The organism is Thioclava sp. IC9 (genome assembly GCF_002213225.1).
GTDB lineage: Bacteria > Pseudomonadota > Alphaproteobacteria > Rhodobacterales > Rhodobacteraceae > Thioclava > Thioclava nitratireducens.
In genome coordinates this window covers 533,029-550,224 of the sequence record NZ_NBNX01000003.1, presented here as the reverse complement: position 1 = coordinate 550,224, position 17,196 = coordinate 533,029, and the positions used below count along the sequence as shown (strand labels likewise).

At 58.3% G+C, this 17,196-nt stretch carries 18 protein-coding genes and 1 pseudogene; 15 read left to right on the top strand and 4 right to left on the bottom strand.

Features of this window, described 5'->3' with window-relative positions:
* Positions 1-7 precede the first annotated feature (7 nt).
* Together B6V76_RS11205 and B6V76_RS11200 are read right to left on the bottom strand one after the other, a co-directional pair.
* Positions 8-1,159, bottom strand: a complete 1,152-nt coding sequence (locus B6V76_RS11205) for an HPP family protein (RefSeq protein WP_088727441.1) — start codon at positions 1,157-1,159, stop codon at positions 8-10.
* A 53-nt stretch (positions 1,160-1,212) separates the two neighbouring features.
* Positions 1,213-1,968, bottom strand: coding sequence for a sulfite exporter TauE/SafE family protein (locus B6V76_RS11200; RefSeq protein ID WP_088727440.1), 756 nt, complete (start codon positions 1,966-1,968; stop codon positions 1,213-1,215).
* Between the two features lie 76 nt (positions 1,969-2,044).
* Here B6V76_RS11200 and B6V76_RS11195 point away from each other — a divergent pair, with 76 nt between their 5' ends.
* The 12 genes from B6V76_RS11195 (at position 2,045) to B6V76_RS11140 (ending at position 12,453) form a co-directional block, all read left to right on the top strand.
* Positions 2,045-2,740 carry an FCD domain-containing protein gene (locus tag B6V76_RS11195; RefSeq protein WP_240497846.1) on the top strand — a complete coding sequence of 232 codons (696 nt, stop codon included), beginning with the start codon at positions 2,045-2,047 and terminating at the stop codon, positions 2,738-2,740.
* A 501-nt stretch (positions 2,741-3,241) separates the two neighbouring features.
* A complete protein-coding gene (locus tag B6V76_RS11190; RefSeq protein ID WP_346426010.1) occupies positions 3,242-3,598 on the top strand; it encodes a metalloregulator ArsR/SmtB family transcription factor in 357 nt (118 codons plus the stop codon).
* Positions 3,591-4,109, top strand: a complete 519-nt coding sequence (locus tag B6V76_RS11185; RefSeq protein ID WP_088727438.1) for an SRPBCC family protein — start codon at positions 3,591-3,593, stop codon at positions 4,107-4,109. The genes B6V76_RS11190 and B6V76_RS11185 overlap by 8 nt, the downstream gene beginning before the upstream one ends.
* Before the next feature lie 34 nt (positions 4,110-4,143).
* On the top strand, positions 4,144-4,536 hold the full coding sequence (locus tag B6V76_RS11180; protein ID WP_078523502.1) for a GFA family protein: 393 nt from the start codon (positions 4,144-4,146) through the stop codon (positions 4,534-4,536).
* Between the two features lie 292 nt (positions 4,537-4,828).
* Positions 4,829-5,239 carry a GFA family protein gene (locus B6V76_RS11175; protein ID WP_078523501.1) on the top strand — a complete coding sequence of 137 codons (411 nt, stop codon included), beginning with the start codon at positions 4,829-4,831 and terminating at the stop codon, positions 5,237-5,239.
* A 290-nt stretch (positions 5,240-5,529) separates the two neighbouring features.
* Positions 5,530-5,871, top strand: coding sequence for a hypothetical protein (locus B6V76_RS20165; RefSeq protein WP_240497845.1), 342 nt, complete (start codon positions 5,530-5,532; stop codon positions 5,869-5,871).
* A 149-nt stretch (positions 5,872-6,020) separates the two neighbouring features.
* On the top strand, positions 6,021-6,395 hold the full coding sequence (locus B6V76_RS20160) for a hypothetical protein (protein WP_240497844.1): 375 nt from the start codon (positions 6,021-6,023) through the stop codon (positions 6,393-6,395).
* A gap of 685 nt (positions 6,396-7,080) precedes the next feature.
* The gene (locus B6V76_RS11160) at positions 7,081-7,593 is read left to right on the top strand and encodes a hypothetical protein (protein WP_078572432.1); all 513 of its coding nucleotides are present in this window, start codon (positions 7,081-7,083) and stop codon (positions 7,591-7,593) included.
* A complete protein-coding gene (locus B6V76_RS11155; protein WP_141104910.1) occupies positions 7,583-9,445 on the top strand; it encodes a tyrosine-type recombinase/integrase in 1,863 nt (620 codons plus the stop codon). The genes B6V76_RS11160 and B6V76_RS11155 overlap by 11 nt, the downstream gene beginning before the upstream one ends.
* 424 nt (positions 9,446-9,869) lie before the next feature.
* The gene (locus tag B6V76_RS11150) at positions 9,870-10,844 is read left to right on the top strand and encodes a hypothetical protein (protein ID WP_088727435.1); all 975 of its coding nucleotides are present in this window, start codon (positions 9,870-9,872) and stop codon (positions 10,842-10,844) included.
* 187 nt (positions 10,845-11,031) lie between these two features.
* Entirely contained in the window at positions 11,032-12,162 is a 1,131-nt protein-coding gene (locus B6V76_RS11145; RefSeq protein WP_088727434.1) for an AAA family ATPase, read from the top strand.
* A gap of 39 nt (positions 12,163-12,201) precedes the next feature.
* On the top strand, positions 12,202-12,453 hold the full coding sequence (locus tag B6V76_RS11140; RefSeq protein WP_141104909.1) for a hypothetical protein: 252 nt from the start codon (positions 12,202-12,204) through the stop codon (positions 12,451-12,453).
* 281 nt (positions 12,454-12,734) lie between these two features.
* Here B6V76_RS11140 and B6V76_RS20155 read toward each other — a convergent pair.
* A pseudogene (locus B6V76_RS20155) lies at positions 12,735-13,102 on the bottom strand (AAA family ATPase); the annotation flags it as partial.
* 59 nt (positions 13,103-13,161) lie between these two features.
* On the opposite strand from B6V76_RS20155, the gene B6V76_RS11130 reads away from it, so the two are divergent.
* A complete protein-coding gene (locus tag B6V76_RS11130) occupies positions 13,162-13,398 on the top strand; it encodes a hypothetical protein (RefSeq protein ID WP_088727476.1) in 237 nt (78 codons plus the stop codon).
* 3 nt (positions 13,399-13,401) lie between these two features.
* Here B6V76_RS11130 and B6V76_RS11125 read toward each other — a convergent pair whose 3' ends face one another.
* Complete coding sequence (locus B6V76_RS11125; protein WP_088727432.1) at positions 13,402-14,112, bottom strand: cyclic nucleotide-binding domain-containing protein; 711 nt, start codon at positions 14,110-14,112, stop codon at positions 13,402-13,404.
* A gap of 240 nt (positions 14,113-14,352) precedes the next feature.
* On the opposite strand from B6V76_RS11125, the gene B6V76_RS11120 reads away from it, so the two are divergent.
* Positions 14,353-15,675, top strand: coding sequence for a nitrate/nitrite transporter (locus B6V76_RS11120; RefSeq protein WP_088727431.1), 1,323 nt, complete (start codon positions 14,353-14,355; stop codon positions 15,673-15,675).
* A gap of 67 nt (positions 15,676-15,742) precedes the next feature.
* Complete coding sequence (locus B6V76_RS11115; RefSeq protein WP_078522420.1) at positions 15,743-17,137, top strand: NarK family nitrate/nitrite MFS transporter; 1,395 nt, start codon at positions 15,743-15,745, stop codon at positions 17,135-17,137.
* Positions 17,138-17,196: the final 59 nt, after the last annotated feature.

The following is a 17,196-nucleotide window of genomic DNA, read 5'->3' as shown; positions in this document are numbered from 1 at the left end:
ACCCCGGTCAGGCGGAGCCGGCGCGCGCCGCGCTCCGGGACAGCGCTGCCACGAGGTCGGTCCGGGTGACGATGCCGACGATCTTGCCGTATTCAAGGACCGGAACGGCATCTGTATCTCCCTCGGCCATCATCGGCAGCAAGGCCCCGATCGGGGTGTCGCCGGTGGCGCGGGGGCTGGCGACACTCATGATATCAGCGGCGGTCATCGGTCTTTCCCGGTCCCGATCCAACAACCTGCGGAACGCTGCCCGAAAGCCGCGATCAAGGCGCAGGGCATCGTCGCGGGCCTGGCTGATGAGATGCATCTGGAAGATCACGCCCAGAAAGGTTTGATCCACGCCAACGACCGGAAGCGATGTGAAGTGATGCCGCCGGAACAGATCCGCGATCTCGCCCAATGGGGCGTTCGACGTGACGGTGACGAGATTGCGCGACATGATGTCTTGCGCAGTCAACGGGCCCGACGAATGCGCCGCCGCCTGCAGTTCGGCGGCCCCGATCAGTCGGGCCAGGTCTTCGACGCCGAGGTTGAACGACTGACGATAGCGTTCGAGAATCCCGGTCAGCTCCTCTTCCGAAAGCCCAAGTCGCTCGATCGGATTGCGATCTGCGGTTCCATGAATATTGGGATCCTCGAATTGCCGGAAAGGATAGTGGCGTCCCGTCAGCCGCGCATAGAGGGTTGCCAGCAGAACCAGTGCGATGGTTCCGAACGCAATTGGCGTCAGGGCGAACCAAAACCCCAGATGCGCGATGGCGTCCGGGGACATGGCCGCGGTCATGGCGACGGCACCAGCGGGCGGATGGACTGCGCGGCACAGGATGGTTGCGGTGATGGCAAGCCCGACGGCGAGCGCGATGCGCAAGGCGGGGTCCGTTACAAAAAGGCACACCGCAACCCCGACAAAGGCCGCGACGGTATTGCCCACGATCGCCGACCAGGGCTGCGCCAGGGGGCTGTTCGGAACGGCGAAGAGCAGAACCGAGGACGCCCCAAAGGGCGCGACGAGATAAAGACCGAGGTCCAGATCGACGGTCGGCGACAACAGGAACAATCCGGTTAGCGCCAATCCGATCAGCGCGCCAAGCCCCGCGCGCAGCGCCTCCTTGGTTGGAACGCGGGCCACAGCCGGGCCAAGTGACTTCAGAATGTGCAACGCGACGCCTCAACATCAGCTATCGCCGAAAGTTTCACCGGTTTGACGAAAGATCAACCTGCGGGGCGCATAAAGAAGGCAACGGTCATGATCAAGCCGATTGCGATAATGAACAGACGCAGCACGGCCGTGTTCCTAACCCGCCGCGCCAGAACCGCGCCGATGTATCCGCCCATGGCGCAGGACAGGCCGACGATCAGCAAGTTGCCCCAGTCGATCAGGCCCGCAATGGCATATGTCGCGACCGAGACCACCGACAGGATCACGGACATCAAGTTCTTCAACCCATTCATCCGGTGCAGGTCGGTCATGCCGATGACGCCGAAAGCCGCGAGCAGCATGATGCCGAGGCCACCGTTGAAATAGCCGCCATAGACCGAGACCACGAACACAAGAGCAAGTGCGGTGGGGCTGGGCGTCTCGCGCCCGGACTTCGCGAGATACCGAACGAAGGACGGTCCGGTGGCAAAGGCCAAGGTCGCCATCAACAAGAGCCAGGGCACCACGCCCGAGAACAGCTCTTCCGGCGTGACCAGCAGCAGACTAGCGCCAGCGAGCCCCCCGACGATCGCCGTGCCGAAAAGATGGGCGAGAGGAGGCTTCCCGCCGCGCTCGATATCTGTGCGATAGGCCCAGGCGCTGCCCACATAGCCCGGAAGGGCGGCAAAGGTCGCGGTCGCATTCGCCATGATGGGCGGAACACCGGCCCAGACGAGTGCCGGAAACGTCAGAAAGGTGCCACCACCCGCGATTGCATTGAGCGCACCGGCGCCCAAGCCGGCCAGCACGAGTATTAGACCTGTCAGCATGTTCGTTCTCCTTCAAACCGCGCCGCTGTTGCATGATGCCGGATTGGTCTGCAAATTGGTCTGTATGGGGGTGCAAATGACCACGAAGCGAACTCGAAAGGTTATGGAAGCGCTGCGCGACTATTGCACGGCGGCCGCCATCGCGCCGGGCGGACAGCTGCCGCCGGAGCGGGATCTGGCGCGACGGTTGGGGTGCAGCCGTGAGACGCTGCGCAATGCCTTGGCCGAGCTGGAGCTCGCTGGCGATCTCTGGCGGCATGTCGGGCAAGGCACGTTCCTTGGCCCCCGCCCGCGGGGCCACCCGGTGCGCGAGACCATTCTAGTGCAAGGCGCTTCACCGCTTCAGCTGATGCAGGCGCGCCTGACCCTCGAGCCCTCCGTCGCCGCCGAGGCCGCTGCGCTCGCGACCCCTGCCGAGATCGCCTATCTTTCCGATCTGGTCAACCGGGGCCGCCGTGCCGCAACCCGGGCCGACTGCGAACGGCTCGATGCCGCCTTTCATCGTGGTATCGCAGAGGTAACAGGCAATCCCATCCTGCTTGGCCTACTCGACTATCTCGCGGGCGCGCGCCGCCATGCCGCCTGGCAGCGCGAATGGGAAGTCACTTACCGAAAACTCGGTGTCGCCGAATTCACCGAACGTCACAGCCTACAGCATGAGGAGGTGGTCGCGTGCATTCAACGGGGCGCGGCCGACGCCGCCGCGGATGCCATGCGCAGGCACCTGCAGACGATCTTCGCGGCCATGTGCGGGTCCGGTCTGCCGCCCTGACAGCGGTGCCGCTCCGCCCGGGTCCTGCGCCTTCAGAACACTGCCACCAACCAATCTCGAAACATCCACAGGCGGGGGAGAGCTGCCGGTTGTCAGGATAAAGGATGGAAACCGGCGAGAGTGACGGCGGAAAATCGGTCAGAACCTCGACGAACTCGCGGGCGGTCAGAGCCGCCTCGGCATGGTAACGCGGCATCTGGACAAGACCAAAGCCAAGACGCGGCGGCTTTGTCCGCAATGTGGACCTCTGCCGGAACCGGTTTGCTGCGCAAGGGGCGGAGGACCGGTTCGGTGACGCTGCGCCGCAGCGGTGCGCCTTGGGATCAAGGGCCGCAAAGGGCCGAAGGCCAACGTTTTCTTCCCTGCCTGAACTTCTGCTCTCTATGGACCCGCAAAGCCGCACTGAGCTGAGCATTCCCGTTGCTGTGCGTCGCACCGAACTCGGCTATGCCCCTGCAGGCTTCTCAAGGTTAGGTATTGACCTAACCTTATTGCAGCCACATGCTTAGGCGCATGCCTAACTCAAAGCGCCCCATAGAACAGGTCTTCATCGCATTGTCCGATCCGACGCGGCGGGCAGTAGTTCAGAAACTTAGCGAGAGGTCGGCCACCGTCTCACAATTGGCCCAGCCATTCGACATGGCGCTGCCGTCCTTCACACAGCATCTCGGTGTTCTGGAAGACGCTGGCCTTATCGTGTCGCAACGACAGGGGCGAAGCCGTGTCTGCACGTTGGACCCGTTGGCTTTGAAGGCTGCGGAAGATTGGATGGCCTCCCACCGCAAGCAATGGGAGAGCCGCCTGGATCGCTTTGAGACCCACCTTGAGAGAATAAAGGAGGAGAAATCCGATGACTGATGGAGCCGCCGATATCGTCTCTGCATGGGCTGAGTGGCCTTTGGACAAAGAAATTGTCATCTCGCGTGTCGTCGACGCTGACCGAGAAACCGCCTTCGCAGCATGGACCGATCCAGCGCAGATCGTGCAATGGTTTGGGCCTGACGGCTTCCAGATCGAGTCGCATGAAGCCGACATCCGGGCAGGCGGTGTATGGCGGTTCGACATGATTGCCCCGGACGGCACGCGGTTCTCGAACCGTATGGATTTTCTGCGGGTCGAGGCACCAAGCCTGATCGAGGCCGATCACGGTCGCGATGTCGATGATGATCCTGACCGGTTCCGGCTTCTGGTCACTTTCGACAAGCAGGATAATGGAAAGACCGTTGTCACCCTGCGCCAGATGCATCCGACGCCAGCACGCCGCGCAGTGGTTATCGGCTTTGGGGCTGTCGAATTTGGCGCTCAAACGCTTGGCAAACTGGCTGTTCATGTTGCCGGCGAGACCGGCGATGCTGCAGCGCGCGGCTGAATTTTCACAGGTTTGATCGAAGGGAAACACGATTATGAAGCGTTTCACGGGCGGTTGTATGTGCGGCGATGTTCGAATTGTGGCTTCGGGCCGCCCCTATCGGGTCGGCATATGTCACTGCCTCGACTGTCGCAAACATCATGGCGCCCTATTCTACGCGGCCGCCGTTTTCCCTGAAGACGCGGTGAACATCGACGGCGACACGCGTGACTATGCCGGGAGGAATTTTTGTCCACGCTGCGGATCGTCCGTTTTCGCGCGAAGTGGCGATGAGGTCGAACTGCATCTCGGTTGCCTCGATGCGCCCGACCAATTGAAACCAACCTATGAGAATTGGGTCGTTCGTCGCGAAGCCTGGCTACCGGAATTTCCGGACATGAAAAGATATGAACGTGATCGCGACGAGACCAACCACCGCAACGACTAAAGTGAGCACCATCTCTTGGCGAAGCATCATTCGTCTACAAGACGTGAACGACGGCTGCACGATGCGCGAATGGCGGGTTCGATCAAGCAGCATTTGCGCAGACCCGCCAGCTTCAATGTCCAACTCAGGGCTGAGAGCGACGATCTTTGCTCACTGAGAGCGCCCAGCCGCGCCGCGACGCCGCAAGCCCGCTTCGAGCCCCTTTTTGACCGTGATCCAACACGCGGATACAAGGAGGAAATGAAAATGCATTCGACTGGCGACAGGGGCTTGTCTCTCGAGAGGAGTGTGAATGGACGACAATCAGGCCATAGGACAATGCCTGTGCGGCGCTGTGAAATTCCGCATATCGGGAGAATTCGAGAGCTTTTTCCTGTGCCACTGCGCCCGCTGCCGCAAGGGCAGCGGTTCGGCCCATTCGGCAAACCTGTTTTCGTCCACGGCCAAAATTAAATGGATGTCAGGTGAGGAAAACATCAAGACGTTCCGGCTCGCCGGTTCACGCCATGTTAAGGGCTTTTGCTCCGACTGCGGGGCCGCGCTGCCTGTTTCTCAACCGGAGATTGGTTTGCTTGTCGTGCCAGCGGGGTCGCTTGACAGCCGGATCGACATACGACCCAACGCGCATATCTGCTGTTCCAGTCGCGCGACCTGGGACAACGACCTGGTCGCCATCGAAAGGATCGACGGGCTTCCCGGCTGAACGGTCGCGCCGATAATGCATCTCGGGCAACAACCAGACGACGAGGGCGCGACCGTCGGCTTCGTCCGCACAGCAGACCGTCATCCTCCAAAAATGCTGCACGATGAACCAATGGCCGCTCTCGAGACGCTGCACCGCAGCGCTCGGACGCGAAGCGGACGGCAGGTAAGGGTCGGAAGCGACGAGATGCTGCTCTGTTCCTTTTGAGACCTAACGATGCTTCGACAAAGCTTGGAATGCTACCAGTGGACCGGTAAGGCTTGGGCGCTTCCTCGCTTCTGGAACCGAAAATGACAAGCAACCCCAGGTTCGGTATCTTCCTCGCCCTCTTTGGGGCGCTGGCGATCTCACCTGACACTCTGCTCATGCGGTGGTCGGAGATGAGCGGCAGCCAGATGATGGCTTGGCGCGGGCTCCTGATGGGCTCTACGACGTTGCTGGCTTGGCTGATTTTCCGGCGACGGCAACTTCGCAAAGATTTGCGTGTCACTATCTGCTGGGCCGGTGTGCTCGTCCTGCTTTGTCAATCTTGCAACGCTTCGCCTTTCGCATTTGACATCGCGGTTGCGCCGGTCTCGGTTGTTTTATTCAGCGTTGCCACCGTGCCGATCTTTGCTGCGCTGTTGTCCTAGATGTTTCTGGGCGAACGGGCACATTGGACGACCTGGGTCACGACCGCAGTCGTGCTGTCCTGAATCGGCATTGCAGTTTTCGGGACGGATCCCGGGCAGACCACCGGTAGTCCACTGCTTGGTGCAGCAATAGGTCTGGGCGTCGCGATGTGTTTGGCGATCAGTTTCGTTACCATCCGAGCCAATGCGCAATTGCCGATCCTGCTCCTGGTAGGTGGTGGGCCACACTGGCGGGGCTTGCATGTCTTGCATTGACGGAACCGGGCGCATTGACTGAGGGGCACGTTTGGGCAATTGCCCTCGCAGGCGGGCTGGTGCTCCCCGTGTCGTTCTTCTCGCTCTCGCTTTCATCTCGCTACACGCACCCATCGAACGTGAGCCTGCTGATGTTTCTCGAAACCGTTCTCGGCCCAATCTGGATCTGGGCCGGAACCGGCATTCAGCCAACGCCGTCCATGCTGGCTGGCGGCGTGATCGTCATTGTCAGTCTCGCCTTTTCTCTCTGGCATACTGGACGTCGTTAGGTCCTGGCGCGCCAAGCAGATCTGGTGAAGCTGCATGTTCGCCTCGACTCTATCGATGAACTTTCCGCTTAGGCTCAGGATCCAATATCCAGAATATTGCTGTCGCGGCGAAAGCAACGATGAAGGGGAAGGCTTTCGCGGCAACTCTACGACTGTCCCAGATGCAGCCGGGAACGGTCGAAATCGAACGCGAGCCCCTAGAACTGGCAGGGGGCTGCCGGGAGGTCGCGCGTATGCTCGTCGCGGGCGCGAAGGATGACCGCACGCCCATCATGCGCGCCGCACGGCCACTGGCTTTGATCCTGTTGGCTTGAGGAGCACAACGGTCTCCACGCCGACCAACGCTTCAGTTAAATACAGCGATGTGTCACTTACATCCGATCGCCAGGTTGAGAACCCGTGCCAAGGCAATTGCTTTTGCCTGCCTACTCGCCGGTTTCTTTCGTCTAAAAATCGAAAATTAAATCGTATCAGTAATGGCAATTTCCTGTGCGAAAAAATATATGTTTTTGCGCAATAGAAGGGTCGATTTCGGCTAAAATTGCGCAATTATCTCCTAATTCGCTTTGAGCCTTCTTGTTCGAGTTCGGAGATGCCTCGTAATCCACAAGTTTTTTGCTGTTTCGTGGCTTTTGACCGTCTTTGGGCGTTCCCGTTTAGAGGTGTGATGTGAAAAAATGATGGCATGAGAAAAATTGCCATCAAATATGCGAGCTATCATCCGATGACGATATCGAGGATCGCAGAGCACCTGAGCGTTACACGCAAGACCGCCACGAAAGTAGTGGGCGAGCTCTCTTGCGAGATGATGCCGGGCGGGCGCGTGAATTTCGTCGACCTGCTCCGCCGATTGTGGCGACTTCATCAGATCCCATCTTCAGAGCTGCCACAGCTCCAGCGGCCACTTCTTTCGGTGAAGCAGCTAGCGGCGATGGCGGGCGTCGAGGAACACACGATCCGCCGGGCTGGCAACGAAAGAGACCCGAAGTGGAGGTTGCCGCATCACGCGGATCTTGGCCCGCGAATTCGTCGCTACCTGCCCGCGCACGTCGATGCGTGGCGCTTGAACGAGCCATTCGAATGGTGGCTTGAGCCGCGATTTGGGAAGGCTGTGCGTCTCGTTGACACTACAGGGGGCGACACGGCGAAGGCGAGCACGATGCTCTACCTGCGTAATAAGGAACAGAGTGGGTATTAGCGAGAAAACAACGGAACACTCTCTCTTTTTCGGCGTCTCAAAGAAATGGAGTGTTCAGTTTTCCAGTCGGTTATATCGAAGAAAAGTGGAATTAGCGAACATGTCCGGAAAGAAAGAAGATCGCGCAGTTGGCACAATGGCAGATGTGCTTCGGTGGGTTGAATGTGAGGCGGAATATACGGATGGAACGAAAAAGATTTACCGAGATACGATCCGCCGCTGCTTGAAAATCTATCAAGTCAACAGTCTCGCTAATATCCCTGCGGATGTGGTGGCGTTTGAGGGGCGTTTCCATCGCAAAAACTATGACCCCGATCTTTTTAAAACATTCAAATCCTACAAAGGTTGGCGCCAGAGGGTCGTTTCCATTCTGAAAAAGAGCAGCGGAGCCACGACAGCGACCACGGTCGTCCCCAATGATCTCTGGAGCAAATTACTTTTCGAATGCGAAAGGCTAGTCGATGGAACCTTTGGCCGCAGGCGCCAGGAACTTATACCGATCGTGCAGCTTGCAAAAGAAGCTAGACGTGCTGGACGCCAGCCTCATGAACTTGACGGCGCATGGCTCTCTACCCTCTCTGATGCACTCGATGCAAAACGTCGTCGAACCATTTCTCAGGCGGTGCGCAGGCTGAATGAGTATCGACACCTTTCATCCGAAATCGCGGGGACTCTGCCAACATGCGACCTGGAGGTTCCGGATAGGGTGCGGAGGTCGGCACCCGATCACATTCCCTTTCATCTACAACAGCAAGCCCATCAGTTGATCGAAAACGCCTCGTCCGGCGAGATGGATGAAATTAGTGGGGAAGCGGTCTTTGGGCTTTCCAAAGCTGCGCAAAATGTGCGCCAGGCGGCTCTCAATAAGTATCTTCGGACCGGATTAATGATCGGTGTTATCAGACATGAGATCCTCGCGTTTGAGAAGATTTTCGATCGCACTGTATTTCTCGAAATTGTTCGGGCTTGGATCCAAGACCAAGATGGAAACATCCGCATTTCGGAACGCACGATGCGTTCCTATATAACTAACATCGCCATCCTCGCAGAGTGGTTGAACCTTGATACGAGCTTCATGAGAGCATCGCTCAAGATAAACCCTACCTTAAAAAAGGGGCAACGCGACGCGCAAGAGATGTCTGAACCGGCAAAAGCGTTTTGCCAGCATCTTCTTCGAAATCGTCGTGCCGAACTTACATTTCAAAGTTTGCATCTGGCATTCATGAGGGACGCTCAGTCATTACGAGCGGAAGTCTTTAATTCTCCTTACAAAGAGCGAAGGATTATTCAGCTGGGCGTTCTTGCATGCTTTTCCGCGATCGCGTTATGGGGGGTGCCGCTGCGAGTGTCGAATATGCTTCAACTTCGACATAAGGGAGAGGATGCAAATCTTATTCTTCCCGTTGGGGCGCGGAGGCAAGCATATTTAATTCTACCAGCGCACTCCGTGAAAAATAGGCGTGATATCAAGGCATTGCTTGTGGACGGTCCAACGCGAGCGCTGGAGGTATTGATCTGGTATCTGGATGAAATTCGTCCAGAGATTCATGGATCGGAAGATTCGGATTTTCTCTTTCCTGGCTATAGAGTTCCCCAACTTTCTTCAAAAGTTTTGCGGGGCTGGCTGCATCGCCACGCACGCAATCATCATCTTCAAATGTTCCCGCATAATTTTCGACATGGGCTCGCTTCTCTTTACTTGCGAGCCCAGCCTGGAGACTACGCTGGCGCCGCGCGGCTTTTGTGTAATACCCCGAACGTAGTTCGTAAATATTATGCTTGGATTGATGAAGAGCGAGAGCTTCTCGAAGTTCAGGGTAAGATTATTGAGATGGCGGGGTTTTCCAAATGAAGAATGCAAGCGCATCTACGCATCGCGTGAAAAGGGCAAAGGCAATTATCGAGCGCGGGCGACTAACACAAATACTGGATATTGATCAAACTCTGACACAGATCGCTAGACGTGAAATTTCGGTTGCGCAGATTTCGATTGTAGACGAGTTTTTTCTGCACTGAAACTGGATGCTGAGGCACACATTGATGCAGGCCTTATATCGAAAGCTACCGAATATTGGACGTGGGGTAAACTGACCTCGCTGCGAGCGGCGCTCAGGAAAATCTTTGAGCGCTCTCCTCTTGAACGTGAATTGGACATCGCCATTGCGCGATGGCACGGCCCCCCAGAAGACAGGCATAGATCTCACAAGCCGCGCGAGAAAAGGTTCTCCCTGGATATTAGTGATCTTCCGCACAGCTGGTTGGAGGCCCTTGCAGCGATGGAAGATGGCTTGCCGGGCGTTGCGGCCAATCCTCCTGCGCCTTCCATGATTGCAACGACGAAAGTGAAGTTGCGGGAGTTTGCCAAAGTCGCACGTGATCGCGGTCTGGCGATGGACCTGACATTGGAGGCAACCCGGGAGTATGAGAAGTCCCTGTTCAACCGAGAGCGCCCACTCTCACCGGTCACTATTCATTCTGCGATCCGACAAGTGCGCGACTTCGCACGATACATCGGCGCCAAGGAGGAGGTTCTCGATTATCTTCTTGAGCGTGTTCGTTTCCACGAGCGTCGTTCCGCCAAGATTCAGCCAAAGAAGGAGACAAAGGTCCTCTCATTGCCGACATATTCGGAGATGTTTGCGATAGCTTTCGAGATGCTTGGAGAAGCCGACCGGCTGCCAAATCCACGACATGCTCAGTATCGACGGAATGCCGCGCTTGCGATCACTTTGTTTGCAGCACTACCGTTGCGCGTCGCGGATACACGCATCTCGTTCGGCAGGGAACTTACCTGGGACGAAGCTGGCTACAAATTCGATTTGAAGGTATCGAAGACTGGTCGCCGGTTTCAGTCCCGCATCCATCCAGTCTTTGCCTTCTTCATTGATCAAGTCGTGCTGCAAGGGTGTGCGCCGATCTACTTGTCGGAAATGCGAGAATCTTGTTTCCAGAAACGACGATTGTTGTTTGTGAACTATGACGACACACCACCTCACAAGAATTACGTGAGCTTCCTCTGGAGCCAAGTTCTGGGGACAGGATCGCACGCGGCGCGAACGAAGCTCCATGATGAATTCGCACGTTTCGGTTCCCGCGGCGTCGAGTTAGCCATGAAGGCCTGTGGTCACCGAAGCGAAAGAACCGCTGAGGCATATCGCACAGCTGCGTTTGAACGTCTGGCCTTGGAAAAGGTTCACGACGATCTTTCCTGCAATTTCTCCGACGATGAGTGGCGGGAGTTTTTTCAATGACGACGCTCAAAAGCGCTCCTGACAAGAGAGCCGCATGTATTGACCCCGTTCGTGGAATGTCGCCGGAGTGCAGACCTCATGAGTTCTCTCGGAGGACGGCTCGCCGCTCGTGCGAACCACGGGTGAGGTTTTCTATCGTGCATAGCCGTGAACCCTTGATTATCTGTCGAACTGCAGGGTCGTTGGAATGACGAGACGTTCCGTCCCCACCAGGAGCAGCCCGCGTCGCTCGGTTCACTTTCAGATTGCCGATATTCGATTCTTCCCGTCGGACACAGCAAATGACATTGAGACCCGGCTCTCTAAGACACTCTCGGAACTGCGCCGCAAGAATCTAGGGATCGATGAAGACTGGTTTTCGAACCTCGATCGAGGCGAGGAATGGTCTGATGTGACGGATCAGATCTCCCCAACCCGCAAAGACAGGGACAAGATCCGCCGCCGCGCTCAAAAGCTCGTAGAGCTTCGACAGCAGGCCTCCAGAATGAGCCATCTCAGCTATGACGAACGGAAGAAGCTCTCGGCACTCCAAAACGGCGTCCAGCTTATTCAGCTTGAGAGCGAGCATAGGGCGGACGAAATTGCCGCGGCGCTACACGAGGAGATGCCTTGGATGTCCAGTGCGACAGAAATCGCGTGGTATGCGATGCGTGAAAGCATGCGCAAAGGTGCTCCCGCCCTCCGTCTGCCGCCGCTCTTGCTTGATGGGCCTCCTGGCATCGGAAAGAGCCACTGGGCGCGTCGATTGGCGGAATTGATCGGCACGCCGACAGAACTGATCGACGCATCGAATGAACCGGCGGGCTTCGCGGTGGCCGGAAGCCAGCGAGGCTGGTCGACGGCCCATCCGGGCCGGCCTGTGGAGCTCATCCTGCATCAGCGCGTGGGTAACCCGGTCATCGTGATCGACGAAGTGGATAAGTGTGGCGATGTGCGGTCGAACAAGGGCTTCAACTTTGCGCTGAGCAATGCGCTATTGCCGCTGCTGGAACCCCTCAGTGCGCGGACCTGGAGCTGCCCATTTTTCCGCGTGCGGTTCGACATGCGCTGGATCAGCTGGATCCTGACCTCGAACAGCCGTCTTGCCGTTCCAGCGCCGCTGCAAAGCCGCTGTCGCGTGGTTTATATCCCGCCGCTCGCCGGCGCACATCTGGCGTATTTCGCGCGGCGCGAAGGGGCGGCACGAGGCCTCCCAGCGGATACGGTCGATGCGCTAACGGACATGCTGCGAGGAGCCGAGCGCGGGTGGGATCTGCGCGCGGTGATCAAACTGATCGAGGGCCTAGTCGCGCACGAAAACCGTCCTCCACTGCAGTGAAACAGGGAGATTGAAATGGCGGATTGTGGGAGCCCGAATTTGGACCTAGCGATCTTGGTTGCCGAAGGTTTTGGCGTCCTGGTGATCATCGCTCTTTGGGCGACCATTTGGTTTGAGCGGCGCTCGTGGAAACGATCCAATGCGCCGCTGACCGAGGAGGAGGTCCGTTGGTTCAATGCGCAGGTGGAGCAGCTCGAAGTGGGACACGATCTTGAAATGAGGGCTCGTGAAGCTTGGGAGGAGCTAAATGACGACGGCCGCAAGCAAGAGGAGGAAAAAAGTAAGAGCTGATGTCGCATTAGTTTTGGCTTCGTGCGGCTCAGCGAAATCGACTCGAGCGCAAACTGCCAGTGAAACGCTGCGAGATCGATTGTCCGACTGCCTCGCCTTTTTTCGGAGTCGCGTTAAGGCAGCGGATAGCGGACCTCTCGGACGACTACTTTGGAGATCAACTCCGTAGCGCTTGTCAATTGTCAAGGATACGAGTGTCCGACGTCGGTCATGTAGTGACTGTGACAGCCCGAGACCGCGCTTTCGGTGGATCGCGACACATCGAGCAGGATCGAGACCGCGAGATCGCGCTTCGGGGGCCGGGACTGGCGCCAGAGACGCACAAGCGATTTCACGCGGTCCTCGGCCGGCCCGCTTTCGCGCGCGACGACTTCGCATTCGAGTTGCGGCGGGGAGAAGTCGAACTCCATCGCAACGAAGCGCTGCCGGGTCGAGGGTTTGAGGGTCTTGAGAATGTTCTGGTAACGGCGCTGTAGGAAGCCACGAGCATGAAACCCGGTGCGGCCTCCAACTCTTCCCCGGTGCGATCGATCGGCAGGATACGCCGGTCGTCGGTCAGCGGATGCAGAACGGCCGTCACTTCCTTGCGGGCCCCCACCACCTCGTCGAGATAGCAGATCGCGCCTTCGCGCACCGCGCGGGTCAGCGGAAGCGACTGCCGATGCGCAAGCCCTCGGGGAAATACAATGTGGAACAAGATCACCTTCGATGACGGCACCAGCCACTGAGGGACCGCGCCTGTCGCGGCTGATGCTGCTGCCCTATCCCTTCGCCGCGGCGGCGGTCGCGATCAACTTCTTCATGTTTGGGCTGATGGGGCAATGGATCGGCCTGCCCGCAATCCCGCCGCTCGTGGCGCTCTCGCTGCCGCTGGGCGTGCCCGCATCATGGAGTTTCTCGCTCTGGGTGAAGGGGGCGATCGACGAGGCCGAGGGAAGGCGCTGACCTTCAGGAACAGGGATCGTCGATCAGGTCAGAAGGTTTGGCAAAAGCACGAAGATCTTTTGCATTGGTGATCGTAACGCAGCTTCCATCGATTTGCACGCCGTAGGGTTCCAACTGACGGATCGCTCGACTCAGGTTTTCTGGTGTCATGCCCAAGTAAGAAGCCAGACGCCGTTTTTCGATCCCAAGATCATAGACATCTGCCTTATCCTCGCATGTGTGGCGATGAACAAGGTAGTTGGCCAGGCGCTCAAGGGAAGTTCGGAGCTTTAGGTTCTTTGTGTTCCGCACAACCCCACGATATCCCTGAGCGAGCTCTGTTACGACGTTGCGTGCGAATGTCTGGTCGGCATCGAAGATTGCACGAACATCCTCTGATGGCACCAAGATGATGCGCGACTTCTCAAGCGTGCGCGCAGACATCAGGTAGGGCGCTGCTTTGACGGTAGCCGCCACGATGAAGGTTGAGACGGGCTGCAGCGTCTCCATCGTCGTTTCGCGCCCATTCCATGTTGCGAACAATTCCACCGACCCACTGATGACGACGTGAAGGAAATCACTAGTCTCGCCCTCAGTGAACAACTCGATTTGCGGCGGAAAGTTTTGGACATAGGCACCTCGGATCAACGCAGAAAAATTCTCGTCGTCGATCCCGGAAAACAGTCGTAGCGCGCGAATCTCGGAAGATTCATCGTCGCGCAAGCGGATGGCCATGCTTCACCTCTAATCGTGCCTGACGGTGATGCTTGATAAATATCAAGCGGTCAATTGTCACCGATTGGCGAGCGGGTTGATAGGTGTTTTCTGTCGGCGTGATCCTTGCCGAGCGGTGACTTATTTCGATCCTACCAGCTAATCGGTTTGATTTCGATCAACCAGTTCCAGTCTCCCTCCCTGTTGATCTGTCCGCAACCGGACCGGCGGTTCACGTCGGCCAAACTTCGGAGAGAGACAATGCATACACTCGAAGGAGTCACGCGCTCGGACCAATATCGGGCACTGGGGCTCAGCACATTCGCCTTCACCGTCTGCTTCGCGGTCTGGACGATTTTCTCAATCATCGGCGTGAAGATCAAACAAGAGCTCGGGTTGTCCGATACCCAATTCGGGCTGCTGGTCGCGACGCCGGTTCTGACCGGGTCAATCAGCCGTATCTTCCTTGGCGTCTGGACCGAGCAGTTCGGCGGCCGGATCATGTTTCCGCTGCAGATGCTCATTACGGCTGTTGCTGTCTGGCTGCTGGCAACGGTTCACACCTACGAGGTTTTCCTGATCGCAGCACTTGGCCTTGGCCTGGCGGGGGGGTCCTTCATTGTCGGCGTCGCATACACGTCACGCTGGTTCGAGAAAGAACGTCAGGGCACTGCCTTGGGCATCTTCGGTGCGGGAAACGTCGGGGCCGCGGTGACGAACTTCGCCGCGCCGTTCCTCGTCGTCGCGCTCGGTTGGGAAGGCACTGCGAAAGTCTACGCTCTGGTTCTCGCCGCGACGGCGGTGGTTTTCTACCTGACTGCGAAGACCGATCCGGTGCAACAGGAACGCAAGAAGACTGGCGCCAAACCGGTATCTGCAGGGGACCAACTCGCACCGCTCAAGAATATCCAGGTTTGGCGTTTCGCTACCTATTACTTCTTCGTCTTCGGCGGTTTTGTTGCGCTCGCCTCGTTCTTGCCGCGCTACTATGTCGGGGCTTATGGGCTGCCGCTCACGACGGCCGGAGTCTTTGCTGGCTTCTACTCCCTGCCTGGTTCCGTTTTCCGCGCTCTTGGTGGGTGGATGTCCGACAAATGGGGCGCGCGTTTCGTCATGTATTTGACCTTCATTGTCTCGCTCGTGCTCCTGTTCGTCATGAGCTACCCCGAGACCAGCTACACAGTTGAAGGCATCCACGGCCCGATCTCGTTCACCTTCGGCCTCAACGCGACGATGTTTATGGTGATGACCGTGATCTTGGGCTTCGTGATGAGCCTCGGAAAGGCTGCCGTCTACAAGCATATCCCGGTTTATTACCCGCATCACGTCGGGGCCGTTGGCGGACTCGTCGGCATGATCGGGGGACTGGGTGGTTTCTTCCTGCCCATCAGCTTCGGCTTCTTGCTCGACCAAAGCGGTGTCTGGACTGCTCCCTTCATGTTGCTCTTCGTGCTGGTCCTCGTCTCGACGGTCTGGATGCACATCGCCATCCGCCGCATGGAACATGCACGGCATCCTGGTCTCAAAGGAGAGAAGTATCTTTCCGATGTGCCCGATGAGCCGCTCGCGAAGTCCATGCCTTGATGAATACCCAACGGGCTTCCCGCTGGGTGGCCCGCCCCCCTCGCACATTTCTGAAGGAGCCACTCCAATGGCCACCACAACAGCAACCTCCGGTCAAAGCGGCCACGTGCTGACCGACTGGCGTCCCGAGGATCCGGAGTTCTGGAAAACCCGCGGGCATGCGATCGCCACCCGCAACCTCTGGATATCGATCCCCGCGCTTCTCCTCGCCTTCTCGGTCTGGATGGTGTGGTCCGTCGTGGTCGCCAAGCTTCCCGCAATCGGCTTCGACTACTCTACCGGACAACTGTTCTGGCTGGCGGCACTGCCGGGCCTGTCGGGCGCGACACTGCGCATCTTCTACAGCTTCATGATCCCGATCTTCGGCGGCCGCAAATGGACGGCCTTCTCGACCGCCACGCTGCTTTTGCCCGCGCTCGGTATCGGCTTTGCGGTGCAGAACCCCGAGACCCCCTACGCCATCTTCCTGCTGCTCGCGCTGCTCTGCGGCTTCGGTGGTGGAAACTTCGCCTCCTCGATGGCCAACATCGCTTATTTCTACCCCAAGAAGACCAAGGGGAACGCGCTGGCTCTCAATGCAGGCCTCGGCAACGCGGGCGTCTCGGTGATGCAGTTCCTCGTGCCGATCGTGATCACCACGGGCGTCTTCGGCTCCCTCGGCGGCGCGCCCCAGCAATTGTCGGCAGGGGGTGAGCTCTTCCTGCAGAACGCTGGTTTCGTCTGGGTGCCCTTCATCGTCCTTTCGGCGATCGCCGCATGGTTCGGGATGAATGACATCGCATCGGCCAGCGCTTCGTTCAAACAGCAATCAGTGATTTTCTCGCGCTTCCACAACTGGGTGATGTGCGTCCTCTACACCGGCACGTTCGGAAGCTTCATCGGCTATTCCGCTGGCTTCCCGCTGCTCATGAAGACGCAGTTTCCTGAGGTGGACGTGCTGCAGTTCGCCTTCCTCGGGCCGCTCGTGGGCGCGCTGAGCCGGGCCGGCACGGGTTGGATTTCCGACAAGTTCGGTGGCGGTCGCGTGACCTTCTGGACCTTCGTCGGCATGATCGTCGCCGTCTGGGGGGTGCTGCAGTTCCTGCCCTCGGCCGGTGACGCCGGTAGCTTCTGGGGCTTCTTCGCCTGCTTCATGGCGCTGTTCTTCCTGACCGGCGTGGGCAATGCCTCGACCTTCCAGATGATCCCCTCGATCATGCGTCAGGAAGTGCCGCGTCTGAACCCGCATCTCGACGCGGCCGCCACGCTCAAGCAATCGGAGCTGGAGAGCTCGGCGATCATCGCCTTCACCTCGGCGATCGCGGCCTATGGTGCCTTCTTCATCCCGAAATTCTACGGCACGTCGATCAGCCTGACCGGCGCTCCCAACGCAGCTCTGTGGGGCTTCATGATCTTCTACGCGCTCTGCGTGGTGGTGACGTGGTTCTTCTACAGCCGCAAGGGCGCCTCCGTTCCCTGCTGACGCGACCGGCGCGCGCCGTGGCGTCCCGCGGCGCGCGCTTCCAATCCATTTCCGCAAGG